At 68.8% G+C, this 24,468-nt stretch carries 18 protein-coding genes; 5 read left to right on the top strand and 13 right to left on the bottom strand.

All coding sequences use genetic code 11. The features are described from left to right. Nucleotides 1-143: 143 nt before the first annotated feature. A complete protein-coding gene (locus TSH58p_RS21275) occupies nucleotides 144-1,760 on the bottom strand; it encodes an ABC transporter substrate-binding protein (RefSeq protein ID WP_247874306.1) in 1,617 nt (538 codons plus the stop codon). Nucleotides 1,761-2,087: 327 nt separating this feature from the next. Here TSH58p_RS21275 and TSH58p_RS21270 point away from each other — a divergent pair, with 327 nt between their 5' ends. After that, a complete protein-coding gene (locus TSH58p_RS21270; RefSeq protein ID WP_109072710.1) occupies nucleotides 2,088-3,527 on the top strand; it encodes an aldehyde dehydrogenase family protein in 1,440 nt (479 codons plus the stop codon). A 224-nt stretch (nucleotides 3,528-3,751) separates the two neighbouring features. Here TSH58p_RS21270 and TSH58p_RS21265 read toward each other — a convergent pair whose 3' ends face one another. The 8 genes from TSH58p_RS21265 to TSH58p_RS21230 all read right to left on the bottom strand — a co-directional run bounded on the left by TSH58p_RS21265 (nucleotide 3,752) and on the right by TSH58p_RS21230 (nucleotide 12,584). Continuing rightward, nucleotides 3,752-5,113, bottom strand: a complete 1,362-nt coding sequence (locus TSH58p_RS21265) for a nucleobase:cation symporter-2 family protein (protein WP_109072711.1) — start codon at nucleotides 5,111-5,113, stop codon at nucleotides 3,752-3,754. Nucleotides 5,114-5,409: 296 nt separating this feature from the next. Further along, nucleotides 5,410-6,654, bottom strand: a complete 1,245-nt coding sequence (locus TSH58p_RS21260) for a threonine ammonia-lyase (RefSeq protein ID WP_109072712.1) — start codon at nucleotides 6,652-6,654, stop codon at nucleotides 5,410-5,412. Between the two features lie 14 nt (nucleotides 6,655-6,668). Next, nucleotides 6,669-7,475: a carbon-nitrogen hydrolase family protein gene (locus TSH58p_RS21255; RefSeq protein WP_109072713.1), complete on the bottom strand. Its 807-nt coding sequence runs from the start codon at nucleotides 7,473-7,475 to the stop codon at nucleotides 6,669-6,671. Nucleotides 7,476-7,479: 4 nt separating this feature from the next. Beyond that, on the bottom strand, nucleotides 7,480-8,535 hold the full coding sequence (gene speB, locus TSH58p_RS21250; protein ID WP_109072714.1) for an agmatinase: 1,056 nt from the start codon (nucleotides 8,533-8,535) through the stop codon (nucleotides 7,480-7,482). 44 nt (nucleotides 8,536-8,579) lie between these two features. Then, nucleotides 8,580-9,380 (bottom strand): ABC transporter permease, encoded by an 801-nt coding sequence (locus tag TSH58p_RS21245; RefSeq protein WP_109072715.1) that lies wholly within the window; start codon nucleotides 9,378-9,380, stop codon nucleotides 8,580-8,582. Continuing rightward, nucleotides 9,380-10,234 carry an ABC transporter permease gene (locus tag TSH58p_RS21240; RefSeq protein ID WP_035682465.1) on the bottom strand — a complete coding sequence of 285 codons (855 nt, stop codon included), beginning with the start codon at nucleotides 10,232-10,234 and terminating at the stop codon, nucleotides 9,380-9,382. The genes TSH58p_RS21245 and TSH58p_RS21240 overlap by 1 nt, the downstream gene beginning before the upstream one ends. Beyond that, nucleotides 10,231-11,292, bottom strand: coding sequence for an ABC transporter ATP-binding protein (locus tag TSH58p_RS21235; protein WP_109072716.1), 1,062 nt, complete (start codon nucleotides 11,290-11,292; stop codon nucleotides 10,231-10,233). Before TSH58p_RS21235 ends, TSH58p_RS21240 begins: the two co-directional genes overlap by 4 nt. 170 nt (nucleotides 11,293-11,462) lie before the next feature. Next, entirely contained in the window at nucleotides 11,463-12,584 is a 1,122-nt protein-coding gene (locus TSH58p_RS21230) for a PotD/PotF family extracellular solute-binding protein (protein WP_109070857.1), read from the bottom strand. 179 nt (nucleotides 12,585-12,763) lie between these two features. On the opposite strand from TSH58p_RS21230, the gene TSH58p_RS21225 reads away from it, so the two are divergent. Further along, on the top strand, nucleotides 12,764-13,714 hold the full coding sequence (locus tag TSH58p_RS21225; protein WP_109070858.1) for a LysR family transcriptional regulator: 951 nt from the start codon (nucleotides 12,764-12,766) through the stop codon (nucleotides 13,712-13,714). Here the strand turns inward: TSH58p_RS21225 and cysE are convergent. Beyond that, the gene (cysE, locus tag TSH58p_RS21220; RefSeq protein ID WP_109070859.1) at nucleotides 13,705-14,589 is read right to left on the bottom strand and encodes a serine O-acetyltransferase; all 885 of its coding nucleotides are present in this window, start codon (nucleotides 14,587-14,589) and stop codon (nucleotides 13,705-13,707) included. The two genes, TSH58p_RS21225 and cysE, sit on opposite strands and share 10 nt — an antisense overlap. Before the next feature lie 521 nt (nucleotides 14,590-15,110). On the opposite strand from cysE, the gene TSH58p_RS21215 reads away from it, so the two are divergent. Next, nucleotides 15,111-15,779, top strand: coding sequence for a transglycosylase domain-containing protein (locus TSH58p_RS21215; RefSeq protein ID WP_247874111.1), 669 nt, complete (start codon nucleotides 15,111-15,113; stop codon nucleotides 15,777-15,779). A 211-nt stretch (nucleotides 15,780-15,990) separates the two neighbouring features. Here TSH58p_RS21215 and TSH58p_RS21210 read toward each other — a convergent pair whose 3' ends face one another. After that, nucleotides 15,991-16,581 (bottom strand): RNA polymerase sigma factor, encoded by a 591-nt coding sequence (locus TSH58p_RS21210; RefSeq protein WP_109070861.1) that lies wholly within the window; start codon nucleotides 16,579-16,581, stop codon nucleotides 15,991-15,993. A 322-nt stretch (nucleotides 16,582-16,903) separates the two neighbouring features. Between TSH58p_RS21210 and TSH58p_RS21205 the strand changes: the two genes are divergently transcribed. Both TSH58p_RS21205 and TSH58p_RS21200 read left to right on the top strand, forming a co-directional pair. Beyond that, the gene (locus TSH58p_RS21205) at nucleotides 16,904-17,875 is read left to right on the top strand and encodes a FecR family protein (RefSeq protein WP_247874112.1); all 972 of its coding nucleotides are present in this window, start codon (nucleotides 16,904-16,906) and stop codon (nucleotides 17,873-17,875) included. A 142-nt stretch (nucleotides 17,876-18,017) separates the two neighbouring features. Beyond that, the gene (locus tag TSH58p_RS21200; RefSeq protein ID WP_109070863.1) at nucleotides 18,018-20,318 is read left to right on the top strand and encodes a TonB-dependent receptor; all 2,301 of its coding nucleotides are present in this window, start codon (nucleotides 18,018-18,020) and stop codon (nucleotides 20,316-20,318) included. On the opposite strand, the gene TSH58p_RS21195 is transcribed toward TSH58p_RS21200, so the two are convergent. Continuing rightward, nucleotides 20,270-21,820 (bottom strand): tetratricopeptide repeat protein, encoded by a 1,551-nt coding sequence (locus TSH58p_RS21195; protein ID WP_109070864.1) that lies wholly within the window; start codon nucleotides 21,818-21,820, stop codon nucleotides 20,270-20,272. The two genes, TSH58p_RS21200 and TSH58p_RS21195, sit on opposite strands and share 49 nt — an antisense overlap. Nucleotides 21,821-21,924: 104 nt before the next feature. After that, a complete protein-coding gene (locus tag TSH58p_RS21190) occupies nucleotides 21,925-24,282 on the bottom strand; it encodes a HAMP domain-containing sensor histidine kinase (RefSeq protein WP_247874113.1) in 2,358 nt (785 codons plus the stop codon). Between the last annotated feature and the right edge of the window lie 186 nt (nucleotides 24,283-24,468).

Genomic DNA, 24,468 nt, shown 5'->3' with positions numbered 1-24,468 from the left:
ACGGCGGCAGGCGGATGCCTACAGCATCCGCTGAGAGCCGGTGAGGGGGATGCGCGTTGCGGAGCGTTCGGCAAAAGCGCAAACCCCCTCACCCTAACCCTCTCCCCGGAGGGGAGAGGGAAAGAGGGCGGCGCTCGCTCCGTTCACTTCGCGGGGGTCACCTTCTGCGCCAGCGTGTACTGGTCGGCGCGCGGTTCGTAGCTCAGCCCCTTCTTCATCGCCCACACCGTCACCTCGTAATGCAGGGGGATGATGATGTCGGCGTCCATCGCCCGCTTCACCGCGTCCTGGAGCAGCTTTTCCCGCTTGGCGTCGTCCACGGTCGCCAGCGCGGTGTCCAGCATGCCGTCCAGCTCCGGGTCGGAGTAGCTGGTGTAGTTGGTGGTGCCGTAGCCCTTCTCCTTGATCGGCGTGGCGATCAGCGCCTTCAGCGGCGAGGACATCTCGCCCGAATCGGCGCCCCAGCCGGCCAGGAAGACGCTGTATTCCTGCTTGTTGCGCTTGGAGAAGAAGACGTTGGCGGTGGTCGCGTCGACCTGCGTCTGGACGCCGATGCGGGTGAACATCTGGGCGACCGCCTGGGCCACCTTGTCGTCGTTGATGTAGCGGTCGTTCGGCGTGCCGAGCGTGAGCTGGAAGCCTTTCGGATAGCCGGCCTCGGCCAGGAGCTGCTTGGCCTTGTTCGCGTCGGTGGCGACCGTGACCTCCGGGTTGTTGCCGTAGAAGCCGGCGGGGAGGTACTGGTTCGCCGGCTCCGCCACGCCCATCATGATGCGCTTCACGATGGCGTCGCGGTCCACCGCCAGCGACAGCGCCTTGCGCACCTTCGGGTCCTTCAGCGGGTTCTTGCCGTCGGTGCCGGTGATGGTCGGCGGGGTGTCCTGCACGCCCAACGCCAGATAGATTACGCGGTTCGACTGGGCCTGGGCCAAGGAGACGTTGGGGGCGGACTTCAGCCGCTCGATGTCCTGCACCGGGGGCGATTCGATGATGTCCACGTCGCCGGCCAGCAGGGCGGCGACGCGCGGCCCGTCGCTGGTGATCGGGCGGAAGACCACCGTGTCCCAGGCGGCCTGCGGCCCCCAGTAATCGGGGTTGCGCTCCAGGATTTGCCGGTCGCCCTTGGTGTAGGACTTGTGCTTGAACGGCCCGGTGCCGATCATCAGGGAGCCGTCGTTGAAGGCCTGGGTGGTCGGCCAGGAATCGGCCTTGCAGCCCGCCTTGTCGAAGGTCACCGCCTCGCCGCCCGCCGCCTTGGCGGAGATGATGCCGAAGGTCGACAGCTCCACCGGCAGCAGCGGGTAGGGCTTGCCGGTCCTGATGACGAGGGTGTGCGGGTCCGGCGCCTCGATCCCCGCGATGCCCTTGGTGTAGACGGTGAAGGAGGAGGGGCTGTTGGCGACGTTCGGGATGCGGCAGACCGTGTAGACGAAATCCTGCGCCGTGAACTCCGTGCCGTCGTGGAACTTCACGCCTTTGCGCAGCTTGAATTCCCAGGTTGTCTCGTCGACGGCGCGCCAGCTTTCCGCCAGTTCGGGCTGGAGCCGCATCTTGGCGTCCATGCTGACCAGCGATTCGAACACATGCTTGCGGGCGCGCGTGTTGGGGCCGAGGTTGTGGTAGTGCGGGTCGAGCGCGCTCGGCTCCGCCGAGGTCCCGACCGTCAGGGTCGCGGCTTGGCCCGGCGCCGGGACGGCGGCCAGCAGGGCCAGGGCCGCGGCCGCCGGCAGGAGTGGTTTGACGATTCCGGAACGCAGCACACCCGCAAGACGTCGATCACGCCAATGCCGATCACGTAAGGCCATCCCTCGTCCCCCTGATTGTACGTTTGAATTGTATCCGTGAAGCAGGCTCCCAGCCCTTGGACCGCGGTTGCTGCGGCCCGATTCTTGTCGTTCGGCGCGCCGCAAAAGGTGCGGCGGCACGTATGTGTTCAACGATCAGACCGTGAAACCATTGAACTGTCAACAGGGTCCGGTCTTCTGACCTATCCGGTTTTTCCCAATGGAAAGCTTTGGCAAACGGCTCCGGACGGGGCAGGATCGCTTCACCCGAAAACGCCAACGCAGAGAGCGAGGGGATTAGAGATGAAGACCTGCCAATCCTTCTACATCGGCGGCGCCTGGACCGAACCCGCGGCGGGCGCCACCGTGATGGAGGTGTTGAACCCGGCGACGGAGCAGGTGTCGGGCACCGTGGCGCTCGGCGGGCCGGAGGACGCGCGGCGCGCGGTGGCGGCGGCCCACGCCGCCTTCGACGGCTTTTCCCGCACCCCCCTGAACGAGCGGCTGGAGCTGCTGGCCGCCGTCTGCGCGCTTTTCGAGAAGCGCATGGACGACGTGGCCGACGCCATCACCGAGGAGATGGGCGCCCCCCTGGCGGCGCTGTCGAAGCCGGCGCAGGCCTTCATGGGTCTCGCCCACTTCAAGACGGCCCTGGAGGCCGCCCGCGAGTATCCGTTCGAGCGGACCCGCGGCACCACCCGCATCCTGCGCGAGCCGGTCGGCGTCTGCGCCATGATCACGCCGTGGAACTGGCCGATCAACCAGATCGCCTGCAAGGTCGCCCCGGCGCTCGCCACCGGCTGCACGATGGTGCTGAAGCCCAGCGAGTTCGCCCCCTATTCGGCCTGGATCTTCGCCGAGATCCTGCACGAGGCGGGCGTTCCGGCGGGCGTCTTCAACATGTTCTACGGCGACGGCGCGGTGGTCGGGCCGGTGCTGGCCTCGCACCCGCTGGTCGACATGGTGTCGCTGACCGGCTCCACCCGCGCCGGCGCGTCGGTGTCCCACAACGCCGCCGACAGTATCAAGCGCGTGTCGCTGGAGCTGGGCGGCAAGTCCGCCAACATCATCTGCGAGAGCGCCGACCTGACCAAGGCGGTGACCCACGGCGTGCGGTCGATGATGTCCAACACCGGGCAGAGCTGCAACGCGCCGTCGCGCATGTATGTCCCGGCCTCCCGCCTGGACGAGGCGGAGACGATCGCCGCCCAGGTCTGCGCCCGTCTGGTGGTGGGCGATCCGCGCGGCGACCGCACCGGCGTCGGCCCGATCGCCAACCAGCGCCAGTATGAGCGGGTGCAGCGCCTGATCCAGGCCGGCATCGAGGAGGGCGCCTCCCTGCTGTGCGGCGGTCCGGGCCGTCCGGAGGGGCTGGAGCGCGGCTTCTACGCCAAGCCCACCGTCTTCAGCCGCGCCACCGATACGATGACCATCATGCGCGAGGAGATCTTCGGCCCGGTTCTCACCATCCGTCCCTATGAGGACCTGGAGGAGGCGATCCGCAGCGCCAACGACTCGCTCTACGGCCTGTCCGGCTACGTCTACGCCGGCACGGTGGACGAGGCGCGGGCGGTGGCGAAGCGTCTGCGCACCGGCATGGTGCATCTGAACGGCGCCTCCATCGACCTCGCGGCCCCCTTCGGCGGCTACAAGCAGTCGGGCATCGGCCGCGAGTGGGGCGAGGTCGGTTTCGAGGAGTTCCTGGAGACCAAGTCCGTCTACGGCAGCGAGCCGGCCGTGTAAGGGGCTGAAGTGGTGACTATTATCCCCTCTCCCCTCCGGGGAGAGGGTTAGGGTGAGGGGGTTGTGCATTTGCCGGACGTCCCGCGATGCGCAACCCCCTCACCGGCTCTCAGCGGATGCCAGAGGCATCCGCCTGTCGCCGTCAGCGCGGGCTTTCAGCCAGCGCGAGAGGCCCTCCGGGCCACCCTCTCCCCAGGGGGGAGAGGGCTAAACGGTTCGTCCCCTTACGCCTCCGCGGTCTTGGCGGCGGCGACGAACTCCTTCGCGTCCGCCTTGCCCATCCCGTTGAAGAACAGGTTCAGCAGGACCGCCGCGATGGTGCCCAGAAGGATGCCGCTGTGCAGCAGCGGCGACAGGAAGGGCGGCATCTTCTGGAAGATCTTGTCGGCGACCAGCGGCACCATGCCCAGGCTGATGCTGATGGCGACGACGTAGATGTTGCCGCGGTTGGCCGTGTAATCGACCTTCGCCAGGATCTTGATGCCGGTCGCCGCGACCATGCCGAACATCACCAGCCCGGCCCCGCCCAGCACATAGGTGGGGACGGAGGCGACGACGTGCGCCAGCTTCGGGAACAGGCCGAAGGCGATCAGGATGACGCCGCCCGCCACGCAGACCCAGCGGCTGCGCACCCCGGTGATCCCGACCAGCCCGACATTCTGCGAGAAGGAGGTGTAGGGGAAGGTGTTGAAGACGCCGCCGATCAGCGTGCCCAGCCCGTCCGTGCGCAGGCCGCGGGTCAGTTGCTCCGGCGTCACCGGGCGGCCGACCATCTCGCCCACCGCCAGGAACATGCCGGTGGACTCGATCATCACGACGATCATCACCAGCGACATGGTCAGGATCGACCAGAACTCGAACACCGGCATGCCGAACTGGAACGGGTAGATCACGTCCACCCACTTGGCCTGTCCCACCCCGTCGAAGCTGACCAGCCCGAGCACCATGGTCAGGGCGAAGCCCGCGACGATGCCCAGCAGGACCGAGATGTTCGCCCAGAAGCCTTTGGCGTATTTGGTCACCAGCAGGATCACCGCCAGCACGAACAGCGCGATGCCGAGATAGAGCGGGTCGCCGAAGTTCGGGTTCCCGGCGCCGCCGCCGGCCCAGGTGATGCCCACCCGCATCAGCGAAATGCCGATGATGGCGATGACCGTCCCCGTCACCACCGGCGGGAACAGCGGCAGCAGGCGCCCGACCAGCGGTGCCGCCAGCGTGGCGAAGACGCCGGCCCCGATCACCGCGCCGTAGATGCCCAGCAGCCCCAGCGAGGGGTTTCCCGCCATGGCGACCATTGGCCCGACCGCGGCGAAGGTGACGCCCATCATCACCGGCAGGCGAATGCCGAACTTCCAGAAGCCCAGTGTCTGGATCAGCGTGACGATGCCGCAGGCGAACAGGTCGGCGTTGATGAGCAGGGCGATCTGGTCCTTGGGCAGCTTCAGCGCGCCGCCGATGATGAGCGGCACGGCGATGGCCCCTGCGTACATCACCATCACATGCTGCATGCCCAGCGCCAGCAGGCGCAGCAGCGGAAGCTTTTCGTCAACCGGGTGGGGTGCGGTTGAAGACTCCAGCGACGACATGATCCATGACCTCCGCGAATGAACAGGCGCGAAGTGCATGGCCCGTGCCACAACCGGTAGGGCGGGATATCCATGCGCGGCACCCCGGGATGTGCCGCGAAAAGCAGCGGTGTTCGGGAGGGATGCTCAATCCATGGGCAGGCCTATATCCCCTCTCCCCTCTGGGGAGAGGGTTAGGGTGAGGGGGCTGCGCGTGGCGGATCGTCCGGCAAAAGCGCAACCCCCTCACCGGCCCTCCGGGCCACCCTCTCCCCAGAGGGGAGAGGGTTATTCCGCCGTATGTGACAGACTTTCGCTCAGGGCCGCGCGCTGGACAGCGGTTGCGCGGCTTCCGCCACCACCGCCTTGCGGACGGGCAGGCCGGCGCCGCGCAGGGCTTCGGTGATGCGGTCGCCGTGGCCCTCGTCCTCCACCTCGATCAGCAGGGCGACCTCGGCGGACTTGACGGAGAAGGCGCCGAACAGGCGCTGGTGCTGCACGTCGATGATGTTGCCGCCGCACTCCGCCACGATGCGGGCCACCTGGGCCAGCGCGCCGGGCTGGTCGGCCACGTCGATGTCCAGGTTGATCAGGCGGCCGTCGCGGGCGAAGCCGCGCATCAGCACATTCGCCAGCGTGCGCGTGTCGATGTTGCCGCCCGACACGATCAGGCCGACCCGCTTGCCGCGGAAACGCTCGGGGTGGAAGAGCAGGGCGGCCAGCCCGGCGGCTCCGGCGCCCTCCGCGACGGTCTTCTCCACCTCGATCAGCATGGCGATGGCGCGCTCGATCACCGCCTCGGGGACCAGCACCACGTCGCAGCCGTTCTGCCTCAGGATGTCGATGGGCCGGTCGCCGACGTCGCGCACGGCGATGCCCTCCGCCACGGTCGGGCCGCCGACCTTGACCGGCTGCCCGGCGAGGCGCTGCGCCGCGGCGGGGTAGGTCTCCACCTCCACCCCGACGACCTCCAGGCCGGGCCGCAGCGCGCGGGCGGCGACCGCGGCCCCGGCGGCCAGCCCGCCGCCGCCGACCGGGATGGCCAGCGCGTCGAGGTCCGGCACCTCCGCCAGCATCTCCAGCACGACGGTGCCCTGGCCGGCGATCACCGCGTCGTCGTCGTAGGGATGGACGAAGACCAGCCCGTCCCGCTTGGCGAGGTCGTGGGCGAAGGCCGCGGCCTCGGCCAGGGACTCGCCCTCCAGGATGACGGTGGCGCCGTGGTAGCGCGTGCGCTTGACCTTCACGAAGGGGGTGAAGCGCGGCATGACGATGGTCGCCGCGATGCCCAGCCGCTTCGCGTGGTAGGCCACGGCCTGGGCGTGGTTGCCGGCCGACATGGCGATCACCCCGGCCTGCCGCTCCTCCGGCGTCAGGTGCAGCAGCCGGTTGGCCGCCCCGCGCTCCTTGAAGGACGCGGTGAACTGGAGGTTCTCCAGCTTGACCCAGACCTCGGCGCCGGTGATCTGCGACAGGGTTTCGGAGCGCAGGAAGGGCGTGCGGCTGATCCGTCCGGCCAGCCGTTCGGCGGCGGCGTGAATGTCGTCGATGGTGACCGGCATGTCCTGTGCTTCCTCTACAAACCGCCCTTCCCAGGCGCGCTGGAGACCGCACCGTACAGGTCCGGGCGGCGGTCCGCCAGATGCGTGCCGACCCGGCGCAACGCGGGGTCGAGATCGACGGTCAGCAGCGCCTCGTCCTCGCCGGCCCGCGCCAGCACCGACCCGTCCGGCGCCGCTACGCTGCTGAGCCCGCAATAGCGCAATGTCCCCTCGCGCCCGCAGCGGTTGGCGTAGACGACAAAGAGGCCGTTCTCGAAGGCGCGGGCGGGGACGATGGTGGTGGCGACGATCTCGTAGGGTGCCATCAGCGCGGTTGGCACCAGCAACAGATCCACCCCGGCCAGCGCGTGGCGGCGCACCAGTTCCGGGAACTCCACGTCGTAGCAGATGACGACGCCAACCCGCATGCCGCCGACCTCGGCGGTCGGGAAGGCGTCGCCGCCCGGCGCGAAGGAGCCGCGGTCGAGATCGCCGTAAAGATGCGTCTTGCGTTGGTTCAGCAGGGGCCGCCCATCCGCCCCGATCAGTTGCGCCGCGTTGTGGACGGCGCCGTCCATCCCCCGCTCCGGGTAGCCGTAGAGCAGCGCGATGCCGTGCCGCCGGGCGATGGCGGCGACCCGCGCGGCCATTGGCCCGTCCGCTGGCTCGGCGAGGGCGCGCACCGCCTCCGCGCCGATGGCGTAGCCGGTCAGGCCCATCTCCGGCCCGACCAGCAGGGCGGAGCCGCGCCCCGCCGCCTCCACCGCCGCCCGCTCCAGACGGTCGAGGTTGCGGTCCGGCGCACCGGGCTCCGCGTCCGCCTGGAGCAGGCTCAGCCGCATGCCGTCAGCCTCGGTCCTGGCGGTTGGCGAGGGCGCGCACCGACAGGCAGAGGATTTCGAACAGCATCTGCGCGCCGGCGTGGGCGGTGTTGGTCGTGGCGTCGTACTGGGGCGCCACCTCCACCACGTCGCCGCCGACGATGTCCAGCCCGTCGAGCCCGCGCAGGATCGCCAGCGCCTCCCGCGTGGTCAGGCCGCCGACCTCCGGCGTGCCGGTGCCGGGGGCGAAGACCGGGTCCAGGCAATCCACGTCGAAGGAGACGTAGACCGGCCCGTTGCCCACCACCTTGCGCGCCGTCTCGATGACGCTGGCGATGCCGCGCTCCGGGATGTCCTCCGCGTGGATCACGGTCATGCCGCTGTCGTAGGAGAACTCCCACAGATACTCCGTGCTGCCGCGGATGCCGATCTGCACCGTGCGCTCCGGGTCCAGGACGCCGTCCAGAACCGCCTGCCGGAAGGGGCCGCCATGGTGGAACTTGGCGCCCTCGTAGGGGCCGCCGGTGTCGCAATGGGCGTCGAAATGGATCATGCCCACCGGGCGTTCGCGGCCCAGCGCCTTCAGGATCGAATAGGTGATGGAATGGTCGCCGCCCACCGACAGCGGGATGACGCCCGCGTCCATCACGCGGTTGTAGAAGGCCAGGATGTCGCCGTGGCACGCCTCCAGGCTGAAGCGGCTGGACAGCGGAACGTCGCCGACGTCGGCCAGCTTGCAGGACGCCGCCGGGACCATGCGCAGGGCGTGCTCGTAGGGGCCGATGCGCTCCATCCCGCGCACGGCGCGCGGGCCGAGGCGGGCGCCGGCCCGGTTGGTGACTCCCAGGTCCATCGGCACGCCGATCAACGCGATGTCCAGCCCGCCGAAGTCCGCGGCCTCCGCCGCGTCGGGGCGGTAGGGGGCGTCGAGCAGGGTGGACACCCCGGCGAAGGGCTGGACCCGCTTGCCGCCGGAGAACTGGAGGGCGGCCACCCGCTGGAACTCCGGATCGTGGAAGTCGTCGCCGCCGGAGCCACTGTACTTCGTACGCAAACGATCAAGCTTCTGAGGGTCGATCATCGTCCGAATCTCTCTGAGAAAAGGGTGTCGGTCGTTCTTGGATGTCAGTCGTTCTTGGCCCAGGCGCCGAGCAGGCGGGGCAGGTCGCCGAACCACGCGATCAGCCCGAAGACCACCGCCGTCAGCGACACGAACAGCACCGTCACCGCGGCCATGGTCGGGGTGTAGCCGTAGCGGAGTGCGTTGAAGATCTTGATGGGCAGCGTCTCCAGCGTGAAGCCGACCACCATGTAGGCCACGATGTACTCGTTCAGCGACAGCACGAAGGCGAAGGCGAAGCCCGAGATGACGTAGGGCCGCACCAGCGGCATCACCACCGTGCGCAGCACCGTCCGGTCGTCCGCCCCCATGGTCGCCGCCGCCTCGACGTAGGAGCGGTCCACCGCCCCGAAGCCCAGCGACAGCGTGACCAGCGGCAGCGTCACGAAGAACACCGCGTGGCTGACCACCACCGTCCAGGGCGACCCGTATTCGCCGACCGCCGCCCAGAAGCTGAGGAATCCCAGGGCGGTGATGACCGGCGGCAGGATGAAGGGCGTCATGCCCAGCACCTCGAACGTCCGTGCCCAGGGCGCGCGCCAGCGCCACAGGAACCAGGCCAGCGGGAAGGCGATCAGCACCGCCAGCGCCGCCGACAGGGTGGCGACGACGAGGCTGGTGACGAGCGCGCCGCGCCAGCCGGGGTCGGTGAAGACCTCCGCGTACCAGGCGAGCGAGAAGCCTTGCGGCGGGAAGGTCAGCGCCTTCTTCTCGTTCACCGAGACGCCGGCCACCACCAGGATCGGCGCCGACAGGACCAGGGCGATCAGGCCGGCGGCCAGGGAATTCAGCGTGCGCATCAGCATCAGGCCGTCTCCTCCCGCCGCCCGGCGAGCAGCGCCAGCCCGACGAGGGCGAGGCTGACCAGCACCAGGAAGACGGCCATGGCCGCCGCGAAGGGCATGTTGGACTGGTAGATCGCCTGATCGGTGATGAGCACCGACAGCGTCCAGTGCTGGGGCCGTCCCAGAAGCTGCGGCAGCAGGTAGGAGCCGAGCGCGAAGACGAACACCATGATCGTGGTCGCCACGATGGTGTTGCGCAGCGCCGGAACCACCACCGTGAAGAAGGCGCGCAGCGGCGAGGAGCCGAGCGTGCGCGCCGCCTCCTCCAGATAGGGGTCGAGGCGGGCGAGCGCCGGGTAGAGCACCAGCACCGTGTAGGGGAAGGCCTGATAGACCAGCCCGGCCAGCAGCGCGCCGAAGCTCGGGCTGAGGGATTGCGGCTCGGCCATCAGGCCCAGCGCCACGAACAGGTTGGTGATGCCCGCCGTGCGCGACAGCAGGGTGGACCAGGCGAAGCCGATGATGACTTCCGACAGCGACAGGATCGACAGCAGGAAGACTAGCCAGCGGATCTGCGCGCCGCGCGACAGCTTCACCAGCCGGTAGGTGAAGGGGAAGGCGATGCCCACCGACAGCGCCGCGACCAGCGCCGCCAGCCCCAGCGAGAAGGACATCACCCCGCCGAAGAAGGCGGTCAGGAACCGCTCGTAGTTGGCGAAGACGAGGTCCGGCTCGTAGAAGCCGCCGGGCACGCGCCGGAAGACGCTGACCGCGATCATCAGGCTGAAGGGGATGACGAAGAAGACGACCAGCATCAGCGCCGGGAAGAGGATCGGCGCGTGCTCGGCCAGACCGCGGGGCGCGCGGCGGATCATGGGACCCTCTCGCCCATCGGGGGCAGCACGACGCAGGCCGCCGGGGGGAACTCCACTGCCAGGGCGCCGCCGGGGGCGACCGGCGGGCGGTCCTGCGGGCGGGTCAGGGCGACGATCTCCCGCCCGGCCACGTCGATGCGGAACTCCACGCTGGCGCCGAGGTCGCGCATGAAGGACAGCGTGCCGGTCAGCCGGTTCGGCCCGTCGGTGCCCGCGGGGTGGACGATCACGTCCTCCGGGCGGACGGACAGCAGGACGCGGCCGGTCGGCGGCAGGTCGGGCAGATGCAGGGCGCCGCCGGGCACGGCGGCGGTGCCGGGGGCGGTCACCTCGCCCTCCAGCAGGTTGGTCATGCCGATGAAGTCGGCGACGAAGGCGTCGGCGGGCTGGCGGTAGACCTCCATCGGCGGGGCGGCCTGATGGATGCGGCCCTGCGACATCACCACCACGAGGTCGGCCATGGTCATCGCCTCCCGCTGGTCGTGGGTGACGACGATGGTGGTGATGCCCAGCCGCTGCTGAAGCTGCTTCAGCTCGATCTGCATGGCCTCGCGCAGCTTGGCGTCGAGCGCCGACAGCGGCTCGTCCAGCAGGAACAGCTTGGGCGACAGGGCCAGCGCGCGGGCGATGGCGACGCGCTGCCGCTGCCCGCCCGACAGCTTGGAGACCGGCCGGTCGGCCACGCCGGGCAGGCGGACCAGTTCCAGCAGCTCGTCGGCGCGCTTGCGCTGCTCGGCCTTCGTGGCGCCGCGGATGCGCAGGGGGTAGGCGATGTTCTCGCCCGCCGTCAGGTGCGGGAAGAGGGCCAGCGACTGGAACACCATCCCGAATTCCCGCGTGTGGGCGGGGGCCGTGGTGATGTCGCGCCCGTCGATGACCAGCCGTCCGCCGGAGGGGTCCTCCAGCCCGGCGATCATGCGCAGCAGCGTCGTCTTCCCGCAGCCGGACGGGCCGAGCAGGCAGACGAATTGCCCGTGCGGGATGCGCAGCGACGCGCCGTGCACCGCGGTCACGGGACCGTATCGTTTGGTGAGACCGTCGAGGACAAGGGCTGACATGGGCAAACTTATTTTGATTGGAGCTGTATATCCCCTCTCCCCCCTGGGGAGAGGGTCAGGGTGAGGGGGCGCCCGTCAGGGCGTCCACGCACGGCAATGAGCCGGCGTGGTCGGCCTGCGGCCGCCCCCTCATCCCAACCCTTCTCCCCAGAGGGGAGAAGGGCTCTCACTCACCCGACGATCATTTCCGTCCACTTCTGGTTCAGCCAGTCGGACTTGCTCGTGTAGAGGTCGTAGCGCGGGATGATCGGCGCGATGTCGGAGGACACGGCGGCGAACTCCTGATCGGTCAGGTCGGTCAGCTTGCGGTCGATGGTCGGGGCGGTGCCGACCTTGCGCGACAGCAGAGCCTGGATCGATGGCTGGCACATGTAGTCCACGAAGACGTGGGCGAGGTCGCCGGCCTTGGAGGCGCGGGTGACCGCCCAGCTTCCCGAATCGAGGATGCCGCCCTCCTTCGGGAAGGTCGAGCGCACCGGCTGCCCGTCCGCGGCGGCGAGGCCGGTCACGTCGTGGTAGTACTGGCCCATCGGGATCTCGCCGGACTTCAGCGAGGCCTCGAACTGCGCCTCGTCTCGGTACCAGAGCTTCACGTTGGACTTCAGCTCCGCCAGCTTCTTGAAGCAGTCGATCTGCCCCTGCTCGCTGTCGAGATGCTTGGTGCCGCCGAAGAAGGTCGCCGCCGTGACCTCCAGCAGGAAGCTGTTGCTGACCAGCGCCAGCAGGCCGAGCTTGTCCTTGTTCGCCGGGTCCCACAGCGCCGCCCAGCTGTCCGGGGCCTGCGGGTAGCTCTTGGTGTTGGTGACCAGCGTGATGTACCAGGACACCGCGCCGATGCCGCTGACCTTGCCGTCCGGGTATTTGTTGACGAGGTGCGGGACGACCTTGGCGGCGTTGGGAATCTTCGACAGGTCGAAGGGCGCCCAAAGCTCCGCCGAGGCCCCCTTCAGCATCGCCACCTGCGACATCATCGAGACGTCGGCTGGCGCCTGACGGGCGCGGGCCGCCTGTTCGAGCTGGACCAGCCACGCCTCGCCGGTCGGCTCGGCGATGGCCTCCACCGTGATGCCGGTGGCCTTGGAGAATTCCGGGAAGATGTGCTTTTCGAAGGATTCCTTGAAGTAGCCGCCGTAGACGCCGACCTTCAGCGTCTTCGACTGGGCGCGGACGATGTTCGGAAAGCCGATGGCGGCCACCGTGGCCAGCGTGCCCGCTCCGGCCAGAACGGCGCGCCGGCTGATGCCGCCGGTCAAAGCGGCGTGAAGTCCCTGTTTACCCGTCGTCTCGTTCATGGATGCGACCTTTCCTTGCGGACGAGCTTATCTGTTCGTGAGGCCAGCATTGTGGCCTGCGATCATTAGACCCCCGGCGCCGTTGCCCGAAAATCAGAAAGTTTTGTATCTTACTTCGATCCGGGTCGAAGTATCAGGCGGCCGGACCCATCGGGTGGGGGCAGGGGAGGGCAGGCGCCATGGCGATGATTCAGCTGGAAACCGTGGATCTCCGCCTGTTGCGGTTGTTCATGACCATCGTCGAGGCCGGTGGATTCAGTGCGGCGCAAAGCGAACTGAACCTGTCGCTGTCCACCATCTCCACCCATTTCGCCGATCTGGAGACGCGGTTGGGCCTGCGGCTGTGCCGGCGGGGGCGGTCGGGATTCCAGCTCACGCCGGAAGGGCAGGCGGTCTATGACGAGGCGCGGCGGGTGTTCGACACGCTGGAGCGGTTCCGCGGGCGGGTGCGCGGCCTGCGCGAGCGGCTGACCGGCACGCTGGCGGTCGGGCTGGTGGACAACACGCTGACCGATCCGCGCGCCCCGCTGGAGCGCGTCTTCGCCCGCTTCACCGAGGCGGCGCCGGAGGTCTCGCTGATCATCAATGTGCGCCCGCCGAACGAGCTTCTGCGCGACGTCATCGGCGGGCAGTTGCAACTCGCCATCGCCAGCTTTCCGCGCATCGTGCCCAGCCTGTCCTACCAGGACCTCTACAACGAGACGATCCACTTCTGCGTGGCGGACGGACACCCGCTGTTCACCCTGCCGGACGAGGCCATCGACCTGGACGAAATCCGCCGCTACCGGCTGGTGGCGCGCAGCTATTGGGGCGCCCGCGACCTGAAGATCTTCGCCATTTCAACGCCCAAGGCGACGGTCAGCGACATGGAGGGGGCGGCGCGGCTGATCCTGTCCGGCGCCTACGCCGGCTATCTGCCGGACCATTACGCGGCACCCTACGTCAAGGCCGGGCGGCTGCGGGTGCTGCTGCCCAAGGTCCTGTCCTATCAGGCGCCCTTTCAGGTGGCCTTCGACGCCAACCGCTCCAAGAGCCCGGTGGTGGACCTGTTCATCGCCCTGACCCGCGAGGAGATGACCGCGCCGGAGTTCCGGCCCGGCCCGGTCCATCACCCGGCCCGTCAGATGTGATACTCCGGCTCCGGCACGGTCTGGTCCATGGCGAGCGCCGGCACGGTGTCGCGGCACCAGCCGACGATCCGCGCCGGGACGCCGACCACGGTGGCGCAGGGCGGCACGTCCTTCAGCACGACGCTGCCGGCCCCGACCTTGGCGCGGCTGCCGATCTCGATGTTGCCGAGGATCTTGGCCCCGGCCGACAGCAGGACGCCGTCGCGCACCTTCGGGTGGCGGTCGCCATGCTCCTTGCCGGTGCCGCCGAGCGTGACCTCCTGAAGGATCGACACGTCGTTGCCGACCACCGCGGTCTCGCCGATCACCACGCCGGTGCCATGGTCGATGAAGACGCCGCGCCCGACCGGAACCGCCGGATGGATGTCCACCGCGAACACTTCCGACACCCGGCTTTGCAGGAAGTGGGCGAGGTCGCGCCGCTCGCGCCGCCACAGCCAATGGCCGATGCGGTGCCATTCCAGCGCGTGGAAACCCTTGTAATAGAGGAACGGCGTCAGGCAGTTGTCGGCCGCCGGGTCGCGCGTGCAGATGGCCTGGAGGTCGGAGCAGGCCTCCTCCACGATGCAGGGCGCGTCGGCGACGGCCGAGCGCACGAGCATCGCGAGCTGGTCGGCGGAGATGTAGGAATCGCCCAGCTTGCGCGCCAGCAGGCTGCCCAGCGCCGATGGGAAGTCGTGGTGCAGCAGGATGGCCGTGTCGATGAAGGGGCGCAGCCACGGCTCCTTGACGACGACGTTCTCCGCCTCGGCGCGCAGCATCGCCCACATGCCGTCCACACCCTCCAGAAGGGGCGATTCCGGGCGGTCCAACCCCTTGAGAGTCTGGTCCTTAAGTCCCTGATCCTTAAAGGAGGGGGCGACGATGTGGTTCATGGTACGCTTGTCCTGATGTTCCCGACCGGTCCGGCCGTCGGTCCGGTCATGGGGCCTTCAACAGGCCGGACGAAAGCCTAGCACGCCGCTTTCCGGAAGGGGAGCCATGTTGCGGGAAATGAAGGGCCACCACGAATTTTTACACATTTTCACACTGTGAAAATTGCCTGCCCACTCAGACAGCCTCATCCGCGCAGCGGAGGGGTTACCAGGTGATCACATAGTCACGGGTGTGGGGGCTGGACACGGCCTGCGTGTTCCCGGTGCCGAATTTTCCTGCAGGGCGGCGGCATTGCCGTTCACCGTGATCCCATGGGCGCTCCAACCATTGCCGTCGCGGGCGACCATGATGACGGATGGGCCGTCCAGCGAGCGTGCTGCATGACGCTGGAAACCATCGCCCCGCCCGGCAATAATACCGCAATCATGCCGCCCACCTTGTCCGAATGACCAGCTTGGCCAGACCAGCGGGAGACCAGATGAATGCTTCGGCTCATACATCACGCCTTGGGGAACGCCCCATGAGACGATTTTTCAAGCTCGCAAGTCTTCTTGTTGTTTCGCTTGTCGTCGCGGCCCTTACTTACGGTGGGAAAGGATACTGGGACGCTCTATCGGATGCTCCACAATTACGTCAGCGTGCAGACGATCTGATCGCTCAGGGTTTAGGAGGAGATTCGCTCGGCACGGACCATCTGGCGATGTTGCTGAAAGTTGAAGACCCAAATTTCGTCGATCACGCCGGAGTGGATTTTTCGACCCCCGGCGCTGGAGCGACGACGATCACGCAATCGGCTTCCAAGCGCCTTGCTTTCGAAAAATTCCAACCGGGTGTCGGGAAGATACGACAGACCGGGTACGCGATGGGGCTGGAAAGCCGACTCTCCAAGGATCAGATCCTTGCCCTTTGGCTCGATACACTGGAAATGGGTGAAGGTCCGGAAGGCTGGGTGACTGGCTTCCATAAGGCAAGTGAAGCAATCTATGGGCGGCCGCCGGCTGAGTTAAGCCGTACGGAATTTGCTCGATTGGCAGCCGTTCTTATCTCACCAGCATCCTTCAAGCTTCGTGCAGATGATGCTGCGCTCGACGAACGTGTCAGGCGGATTGCACGTTTGGCGGCAGGAGCGTGTGTTCCCGAAGGGCATGGTGACGTTTGGCTCGAAGGGTGCCGACAGTCTTTCCGATAGCTGATTGGATATACCTTAGCCGTCGTTTGCGGAATCCCAGAGCCGGAACTCACTGAGTGTCGCAGATCTGACAAGGGATGCGGCACCGTAAATCTCACTCAAGATATTTTCCATAAGACACCTTATGGGATTTATATGCGCCATCCCAACCGAACACATCATGACAGACACCAAACACCGCAACGGTGCATCTGCTCGCCGACTCGCGGGGTCAGGCTCCCCCCTTCCGGTCATTCGGGAGAACGCTCCACGGCCAGGACGGTCCGTCGGACCGGCTTGCGGTTGGCTCGGCGCGGTCGCGGCGCGCCATGGCGTCCACGAAATGGCCCATCGCCAGCTTCATGTCGTTGAACACCGTGCCCTGCGACACGCCCAAGTGGGCGGCGATCTGGGGATAGGACATGCCTTCGACCCGGTTCAGAAGCCACACCTGACGGGCGCGGGCCGGCAAACGGTCCAGAGCGTCCATGAAGCAGGAGAGCCGCTCACGGTGCAGCAGGCGCTCTTCCGCCGAAGGGGTTTCCGACGCGATGCGCAACGCTTCGACGGTGTCCGCCGGGCCGGCCTCGAACCGTTCCTGGGTCCGGCAGCGTCGGAGATGGTCCAGCGCGAGATTGTGGACCGTCCGGTGGAGGAAGGCCCCGATGTTGTCGATGGGCCCCTTCTCCACGGCCTTGCAAGCCCGCAAGTAGCTTTCCTGCAGCAGATCCTCGGCGACCTGAAGATCACGCACGATCTTCATCGCGCACCCGAACAGCGAGCGGCGGTGATCGAGATAGATCGCAATGAGGCTTGCGGACATGATAGGCCTGTCGGTCGCGGCGGCGGAGGGGGCACCACCGCGGTCGGTGCGACATCGGCGGCCTTGCAATGCTGAAACTGATAATGATTCTCAATTTCATATGTCAAGATTTCATATGCCAAGCCGGTTCGACGAAGGCGCGCAGGATGACCATCCGCAGGCTGCAATTTGCGGCTTCCGTTTGCGAATTGTGACCCGTTGAACGATGAAACGTCTCAACTGTACGTGAGCCCGGTCACAGGAAGAGTGGAAAGCCAGCGTGGAGCAGGACAAGGCAGACGGTCGACAGGATGCCGGGGCCTATCGGCATGCGGACCCGATCATGGACGAGGCGCTCGCCTGGTTCGTGACGCTCCTCGACGCGCCTGCGAACCCGGACACCCACGCCGCCTATCTGGCTTGGCGAAACAGCGACCCGCGCCACGCCGCGGCGTTCGACCGTCTGTCGGCGCTTGGGGCCATGCCCGAGTTGCAGGCGGCGACGCTCGCCCACCAGCCGCAGACGCCCCTTCCTCCCGCCTCCCCCTCCAGCCGGACAGCCGGTTCCCGTCCCGCGGCGGCGCAGCGGTTATGGCGGGGTGGCGGGTGGCGGGCCTCGCTGGCGGCCGCCGCGCTGCTGCTGGCCATCGGCGTTCATCTTCAACCCATGCTGACGCTCCGCCTGACCGCCGACCACCGCACCGCCACCGGGGAGCGGCGGGAGATCGCCCTGCCCGACCGGTCGCGGCTGATCCTGGACACCGATTCAGCGGTCGCGCTCGATTTCGCCGAAGGCCGGCGCCACGTCCGGCTGTTGCGGGGGCAGGCCTACTTCGACGTGGTCAGCGACCCTGCCCGCCCCTTCCGCGTCACCGCCGGCTTCAGCGCGGTGGAGGTGACCGGGACCGCCTTCACCGTGCAGTCGGACGGCGGCCGGGACACCGTCTTCCTGGAGCGCGGACGGGTGTCGGTCAGCCGGCGCGAGCCGCCGGGCCGGACGGTGACCCTCGTTCCGGGTGACGGGGTGACGGCCACCGCGGACGGTCTCTCAGCGCCCGGCCGCCCCGATCCGGCAGTCGCCCTGGCCTGGAAGGATGGGCGGTATGTGTTCCACGACCAGCCCTTCGCCGCGGTCGTCGACACCATCCGGCGCTACCATGACGCGCCGGTCATCCTGATCGGCGACCGTCTGGCCGGCGCAAGGGTCAGCGGAAACTACCGGTTGGACGATCCCGCCGCGGCGATCCGCTCGCTGGCCGGCGTTGTGGGAGCCCGCGTGACCGAGCTTCCCGCCGGAATCATCCTGCTCCGGTAAATCCCGCTTCGATCGGCTTTATCCAATTTTCAGGACTTTTTTTGTGAGACGGCGCGGCTCCGTGCGTCTGCCGAAAAGAGGGGCGCGGTCCATACACCGGTCATCACGCCCCCGCCACCAGCGCAGACGGGAGTTGTGAGGAATGGAAGGCCGGACGGTTTCGACAGGCAAGTTCGTGGAATGCGCGCGGGGAACCGCCGCCCGGCATCTGGTCATGGCCCTGATGGCGACCACCGCGCTCGGCGGTGTCCTGGCCCTCCCCTCCCCGTCCCTGGCCCAGCAGCCCGCGTCCGCCGCGAGCGCCGTGCAGACGATGGCGTTCGCGCTGCCGGCGCAGCCCCTGCCGGCGGCGCTCGACGCCTTCGCGCGCCAGACCGGCTGGCAGATCGGCTACTCCGCCGATCTGGCCGCCGGGCGCAGCTCCCGCCCGGTGTCGGGCAGCATGACGCCCGCCCAGGCGCTCGACACGCTGCTGTCCGGGACGGGCGTCGGCTACCGCATGAGCGGCACCGGCTCCGCGACTCTGGTTCCGGCCCCGACCGGCGACGTCACGATGCTGGCGCCGGTGTCGGTCACCGCCTCGACCGGCGCCGGCAGCGGAAGCGGCACCGTCACCATCACCAGGGAGGATCTGGAGCGCAAGAATCCCAGCGACCTCCGCGACGTCTTCTCCGGCGAGCCGACGATCCGCGTGGGCAGTTCCGTGCCGATGTCGCAGAAGGTCTATGTGAACGGCGTCGAGGAGACCAATCTGGCGGTCACCATCGACGGCAGCCGCCAGAACAACAAGGTGTTCCACCACAACGGCACCACGCTGATCGACCCGGCGCTGCTCAAGGTGGCGCGGGTGGACGCCGGCGTCGCCCCCGCCGACGCCGGGCCGGGCGCGCTGGCCGGCTCCATCGCCTATGAGACGAAGGACGCCAGCGACTTCCTGGCGAGCGACGGCGTCGGCGCCTTCGGCAAGACCACCTTCAACACGAACGGCTCCGGCCTGACCACCAACCTCGCCGGCTTCGGACGCCACCAGGGGCTGGAGGCGCTGGGCACCGTGACCTACGGCAAGGGCGGCAAATACACGGCGGGCAACGGGCGCACGGTGGACGGCACCGAGACGGACGTGGTCAGCGGCCTCGGCAAGGCGGCGGTGCAGACGGAGAGCGGCCACCGCTTCCAGGCCAGCTACGAGCGGGTCTACGACGACGCGCCGCGGCCCTTCCGCGCGAACATCGGGTCGCTGGCCGGGCGCCCGGCCTGGGAGCCGCGCGTGCGCGACTACACGCTCGACCGCCAGAACATGGTCTTCACCTACACCGACGCCCTGCCGACGGAGTTGTGGAATCCGAAGCTGGTGCTCGCCTATGGCCGCACCGACGTGGAGACGCCGATCTTCACCCGCCCGGTCGGCAGCAGCACCGTGCCGGGGAGCTACCCGGGCAAGGGGGCGACCAGCTCCTTCAACGGCAAGCTTGAGAACAGCTTCGGCTTCCGGATCGGCACTTTCACGACGGGCACCGACTTCTACGTGGACCGCGCCAACTACCGGGACCGGACGATGACCGCGACCGAGCGGGCGCGCAACAACGGCCTGTATGGGCAGGCCCGGCTGGAGCCGATGGAGCGGCTGCGCCTGTCCTTCGGCCTGCGCGGCGACCGCCAGACCTTCGAGGGGACGACCGGGCGGGAATGGACCAACCACGGCCTCAGCCACAACCTCTCGGGCGAGTTCGACCTGCTGCCGCGCTATCTGACCGCCAAGGCCGGCGTGTCCCGCGGCTGGGGCGGCGTCCAGCTGGCCGAGAACTACATCATGAACCCGGCCTGGAACTACGGCGCCGGTCCGCGCCCGGTGACGGCCTACAACAGCACCGCCGGGCTTGAGGCCCGCTACGAGGGTTTCACCGCGGAAGGCCGGATCTTCCGCACCAAGCTGGACGACGCCCGCGCCGCGCGCTTCGCCGCCACAAGCGCCACCCTCGCCCGAGACGTGCGGTCGGAAGGCTATGAGCTGGGTCTCGGCTACGCCTGGACGAACGGCTTCATCCGCGCCAAATACGCCGACATCGACGTGACGATCGACGGCCTGCCCGCGGATTCCGACACCGGCACCTACCTCGCCACGCCGATCGGGCAGGTCTTCACCGTCGGCGGCGCCCACACCGTCCAGTCCTGGAACCTGACCCTGGGCGCCGACCTGGAGTTCGTGCTCGACTACGACAAGGTGCAGGCCGGGCAGCGGCCGCTGAAGGGCTATCAGACGGCCAACCTTTTCGTGGAGCACCGGTTGCCGGAACACGCCAATCTGGCGCTGCGCCTCGACGTCCGCAACCTCTTCGACGAGACCTACGCCGACCGCGCCACCTACGGGCAGGAATTCGGCACCGTCACCCCGCTCTACCAGCCGGGCCGGGCCTTCCTGCTGAGCGCCTCGGCGCAGTTCTGATCCCGCTCCGCGGCGGCTGCGGCAAGGTCATGGCCCACACGGGCCATGACCGGCCCCCAGTCGCCGGGCGAGTCCTGCCGGTAGAGGCGCATCGTCGGGTACCACGGGCTGTCGTCGCGCCCGCGGAACCAGCGCCAGCAGGCGTCGGAGCGCGACAGCATCCACACCGGGCGCCCGATCGCCGCCGCGAGGTGGGCGACCGACGTGTCCACGGTGATGACGAGGTCCAGATGCGCCGCGATGGCCGCGCTGTCGGCGAAGTCGGTCACGCCCGCCATGGCGTCGTTGAGCAGCCCCGCCGCGACGGCCGCCCGCGCCTGCTCCGCCGCATCCCCGACCTGGAGGCTGACCGCCTCGACCCCCGGCACCGACAGCAGCGGTTCCATCAGCGCGAAGGGCACGCTGCGGCGGCGGTCCATCGCATGGGAGGTGGGGTCGTGGCGCCGTGGGTTGCCCGACCAGACGAATCCGACGCGCAACGGGCGTTTCCCGGCGGATTCCCCGGTCCGGTTCCAGCCGAGCCGCTCCGCCCAGGCCGCCACCAGAGCGGGGGGCGGCGTGATGTAGGGCTCGCCGGAGGGAATCCCGTCGATGCGCGTGCCGAAGGCGAAGGGCAGGCTCATCAGCGGGCAGCACAGGTCGAAGTCCGGCAGCGCCGCCGCGTCGTCGTAGGTGGCCAGACGGTCGATGCCCCGCACCGAGGCCAGCAGGCGCCGCAGCTCCGGCTGGACGATCAGCAGCACCCGCGCGCCGCGGTCGGCCAGCAGCGGCGCATAGCGGACGAATTGCAGGGTGTCGCCCAGGCCCTGCTCGTAATAGAGGAGGATGGTCCTCCCGGCGATGTCCTCGCCCCGCCACACCGGCTTGCCGGACACCGCCGCGGCTTGGCCGGTGTAGTCCCAGCGCCGTTCGTAAAGCGCCAAACCCTCTTCGAAATCGCCGAGCGCCAGCTTCAGCACCGCCAGTTCGCAGACCGGGTGCGGATGGTCCGGGCGCAGCGCCTTGGCAGCCTCCAGCGCCGCTTCCGCCTCGCCGAACCGGCCCGCGTCGCGCAGCGCGATGCCCAGATTCAGGAGCGTCTCGAAATGCGCCGGGTCGAGGGCGGCGGCGCGCCCCAGCCAGGACACGGCCCCGCCGATCCGGCCATCGGCGGCCAGGGCGGAGCCGAGATTGCCCGGAACACCGCGCGCCGCCGGCTCCAGAGCCAAGGCGCGGGCGAAATGGCGGATGGCCTCGTCGTACCGGCCGGCGGCCTTCAGCGCCGCGCCCAGATTCCCGAGGAAGGCGGTGTTCAGCCCGTCCCGCGCCACCGCGGCGGCGATCAGCGCGACGGCTTCGGCAGGTCGGCCCCGCTGCCCGGCGACGATGCCCAGCAGGTGCGAGGCGTGGGCCTGCTCCGGATCGGCGTCCAGGATGCGTTGGTAGATGATCGCCGCCTCGTCCAGGCGCCCGGCCTGATGGTGTTCGATGGCGACCGCGTAGGCTTCCTCGATCGTCGCCATGCTCCGAACCCAGCGTTGTTACCGTCAAGCGGACTCGCTTTTCAGTAAACCGGTATCGGCATGGCGCGCAAGTTTTGGCGAGACGGAATACCCGCTCTCCCGCCTCAGGCGCCGTTCGTCTCCCGCGCGGCCGGAGGCAGACGGATGACGAAGCGGGCCCCGCCCGTCCTCTCCTCTCCATCCTCCAGGGCGATCGTGCCGCCGAGCTGGCTGACCGCGTTGTGGACGATGTGCAGGCCGAGCCCGGCGTGGCCCCGATCGCGGCGCGTGGTGAAGAAGGGATCGAAGATCCGCGCCCGCAGCTCCGCCGGGATGCCTCGCCCATCGTCGGCGACGACCAGCTCGACGACCTCCGCTGCCGCCTTGCGGGCGTGAACCGTCACGGTGCCGCGCCGCCCGCCCTCCGCGCCCCCTTCCGCCTCCGCAGTCCCGTCGCCCGCGAAGCCGTGGCTGACCGCGTTCAGCAGCAGATGCGAGACGATCTGCGCGACCGCCTGCGGATAGCCATCCACCACCAGCCCCGGCGGGCAGTCCACGATGATCCGATGCTCCGGCGATCCCCAGAAGGGCTCCAGCGCCTCGACCGCCTGCATCAGACAGAGGCGGAGGTCGAAGCGGCCGCGCTTCTCGACCGCCGGGTCGACCGCCAGCTCCTTGAAGCGCTGGACCAGCTCCGCCGCACGGACGGTGTTGTTGACCAGCAGGTCGGACACGTCGCCCATGTCGGTCAGAAAACGCTCCAGCTCGCGGCGGCGCAACTGGCCGGACTCGAGAAGGTGCTTCATCTTCGGCACCTTCTCGCGGATCAGCGTGGAGGTGGTGAGCGTGATGCCGAGCGGCGTGTTGATCTCGTGCGCCACCCCGGCCACCACCTGCCCCAGCGCGGCCAGCTTCTCCGCCTGCACCAGATGGGCCTGGGTCCGCCGCAGCTCCGCCAGGGTCGCATCGGCCTGCTCCTTGGCGCGGCGCAGATCATCCTCGCGGCGGTTGATCTCGGCGGCGAAGTGATGGACGGCGCGGGCCATGTCGCCCAGCTCGTCCCGCCGCTCCAGGTCGGTCACCCGCCCGTCGCGCGGGTCGCGGGCCAGCCGCCGGGTGGCGCCCTGGAGACGGCGCAGGGGCCGCGTGATGCCGCCGGCCACCAGGAGCGCGGCTCCGGCGGCGAACAGCAGGCCGATGGTCGCCCCGATGAGCAGGGTGGAGCGCAGCAGGCCGGCGCTGCGCACCGCGCTGTCCTGGAACAGGTCGTTCAGGCGGCGGGCGGTGTTCATCACCGCGGCCGCGTCCATGTCCATGGCGGCGATGGCGCCGTTCTGGCGGGCCAGCCCGTCGGTGGCGCGCTCCAGCCCATCGCGCCACGCGGTGAGGGCGGCCAGCATCTCGTCCTGGATCAGCGGGGAGATGGGCAGCCCGGCCACCCGGTCGAGCAGCCGCCCGCTGTCGGTTGCGACGTCGCGCAGGCTGCGGGGATCGCGCCGCTCCAGCGCTCTCAGGGTCCGTCCGCTGAGCGTCAGGGCGGTCATGGCCAGCGTCTGGGTCTCCTGCTCCATGGCGTGGGCCGACACGGTGTGGCGCAGAAGCTCCGCCACCTCGGCCTGAGAGGCGCTGTAGCCGGTGTCGGCGGCTTTCAGCACCCGCTCGACGAACGCATCATAGCGGGACGCCAGATCCGGAAGCGTGTCCCGGTCCAGCCGTTCGGCCCGCAACCGCGTCAGTGCGGCCAGGGCCGTTCCCTGAACGGTGTCGGCGGAGAGCAATGCGGCAAGCCGGTCGGCGGCTCGCCCCACCCGGTCCAGCCGCAGGGACAAGTCATCGGAGCGCAACAGCGGATCGGGCAGCGGATTGGGCAGCGGATCGGACAAGCCGGCGATGCCTGTTTCGTCCTTGGCCGCCAGCCGGGCGTTCAGCACCGCTTCCCGCAGAGCGTGCAGGCCGTCGACAAGGACGCGGCCGTCGCGCATCCGCCGGTCGGTGTCGGCCAGGGAGGCGACGAGCGCCGCGTTGGTGGCGTGCTGCCGCTGACGCGCCTGTTCGGCCAGGGCGAGCAGTCGCGCCTCCTGCTCCGCCATGCCGCGGGCGCGGGCGTCGCTGAAGGCGATGGCGTCGACCAGCTCCTCCAGCCGGGCGGCGTGACGGTCGGACGCGCGGCGGGCGGTTTCCACGGCGTCGGCCTGGATGCCCTGAGCCGCCAGCCCTCCCAGCGCCTCCAGAGCCTCCCCCGCGCCGTGGGTGGCGCGGCGGAAGGTGACCTCATGGGGCAGGCGGCCTTCGGGGGTGGAGTGGATGAAGTCGTTGCGGGCCGCGGTGGCGGCGATCATCTCGCGGTAGACGGTGCCGGCCAGGACCGCGGCCTCGCGCGAGCGGCCGGCGCGCTCCAGCAAAATCCACGCGGACACCGCGATCAGCGCCGCGATGACCACCGGGATTCCACCCACCGTCGCTATGCGATACGAGATCCTCATCACGCTCCGCCGGCTGCCGTTCCTCCAGGGGACTGCGGAACAGGCCGGCGGCGGAACATCGCAAAGCTAGCGATAGCACTCTGGAGTTGTCGAGTTCTTTCAATTTTGGCGAAAATTAAAACTAATTTGCGGTATGACCGGCAATCAGTGGGTGTGGCAACGGGTGTAGCGGAGGGTGCAGCGGAG

This window comes from Azospirillum sp. TSH58 (genome assembly GCF_003119115.1).
In the GTDB taxonomy this organism is placed as follows: Bacteria; Pseudomonadota; Alphaproteobacteria; order Azospirillales; family Azospirillaceae; genus Azospirillum.
Note: the sequence above shows the minus strand (reverse complement) of the source record. Positions and strands in the feature narration are given on the sequence as shown.

Coding starts and splice junctions, on each gene's coding strand:
- TSH58p_RS21270 (WP_109072710.1), top strand. CDS start 2,088: ATGAAGACCTGCCAATCCTTCTACATCGGCGGCGCCTGGACCGAACCC.
- TSH58p_RS21265 (WP_109072711.1), bottom strand. CDS start 5,113: ATGTCGTCGCTGGAGTCTTCAACCGCACCCCACCCGGTTGACGAAAAG.
- TSH58p_RS21260 (WP_109072712.1), bottom strand. CDS start 6,654: ATGCCGGTCACCATCGACGACATTCACGCCGCCGCCGAACGGCTGGCC.
- TSH58p_RS21255 (WP_109072713.1), bottom strand. CDS start 7,475: ATGCGGCTGAGCCTGCTCCAGGCGGACGCGGAGCCCGGTGCGCCGGAC.
- speB (WP_109072714.1), bottom strand. CDS start 8,535: ATGATCGACCCTCAGAAGCTTGATCGTTTGCGTACGAAGTACAGTGGC.
- TSH58p_RS21245 (WP_109072715.1), bottom strand. CDS start 9,380: ATGCTGATGCGCACGCTGAATTCCCTGGCCGCCGGCCTGATCGCCCTG.
- TSH58p_RS21240 (WP_035682465.1), bottom strand. CDS start 10,234: ATGATCCGCCGCGCGCCCCGCGGTCTGGCCGAGCACGCGCCGATCCTC.
- TSH58p_RS21235 (WP_109072716.1), bottom strand. CDS start 11,292: ATGTCAGCCCTTGTCCTCGACGGTCTCACCAAACGATACGGTCCCGTG.
- TSH58p_RS21230 (WP_109070857.1), bottom strand. CDS start 12,584: ATGAACGAGACGACGGGTAAACAGGGACTTCACGCCGCTTTGACCGGC.
- TSH58p_RS21225 (WP_109070858.1), top strand. CDS start 12,764: ATGGCGATGATTCAGCTGGAAACCGTGGATCTCCGCCTGTTGCGGTTG.
- cysE (WP_109070859.1), bottom strand. CDS start 14,589: ATGAACCACATCGTCGCCCCCTCCTTTAAGGATCAGGGACTTAAGGAC.
- TSH58p_RS21215 (WP_247874111.1), top strand. CDS start 15,111: ATGAGACGATTTTTCAAGCTCGCAAGTCTTCTTGTTGTTTCGCTTGTC.
- TSH58p_RS21210 (WP_109070861.1), bottom strand. CDS start 16,581: ATGTCCGCAAGCCTCATTGCGATCTATCTCGATCACCGCCGCTCGCTG.
- TSH58p_RS21205 (WP_247874112.1), top strand. CDS start 16,904: ATGGACGAGGCGCTCGCCTGGTTCGTGACGCTCCTCGACGCGCCTGCG.
- TSH58p_RS21200 (WP_109070863.1), top strand. CDS start 18,018: ATGGAAGGCCGGACGGTTTCGACAGGCAAGTTCGTGGAATGCGCGCGG.
- TSH58p_RS21195 (WP_109070864.1), bottom strand. CDS start 21,820: ATGGCGACGATCGAGGAAGCCTACGCGGTCGCCATCGAACACCATCAG.
- TSH58p_RS21190 (WP_247874113.1), bottom strand. CDS start 24,282: ATGAGGATCTCGTATCGCATAGCGACGGTGGGTGGAATCCCGGTGGTC.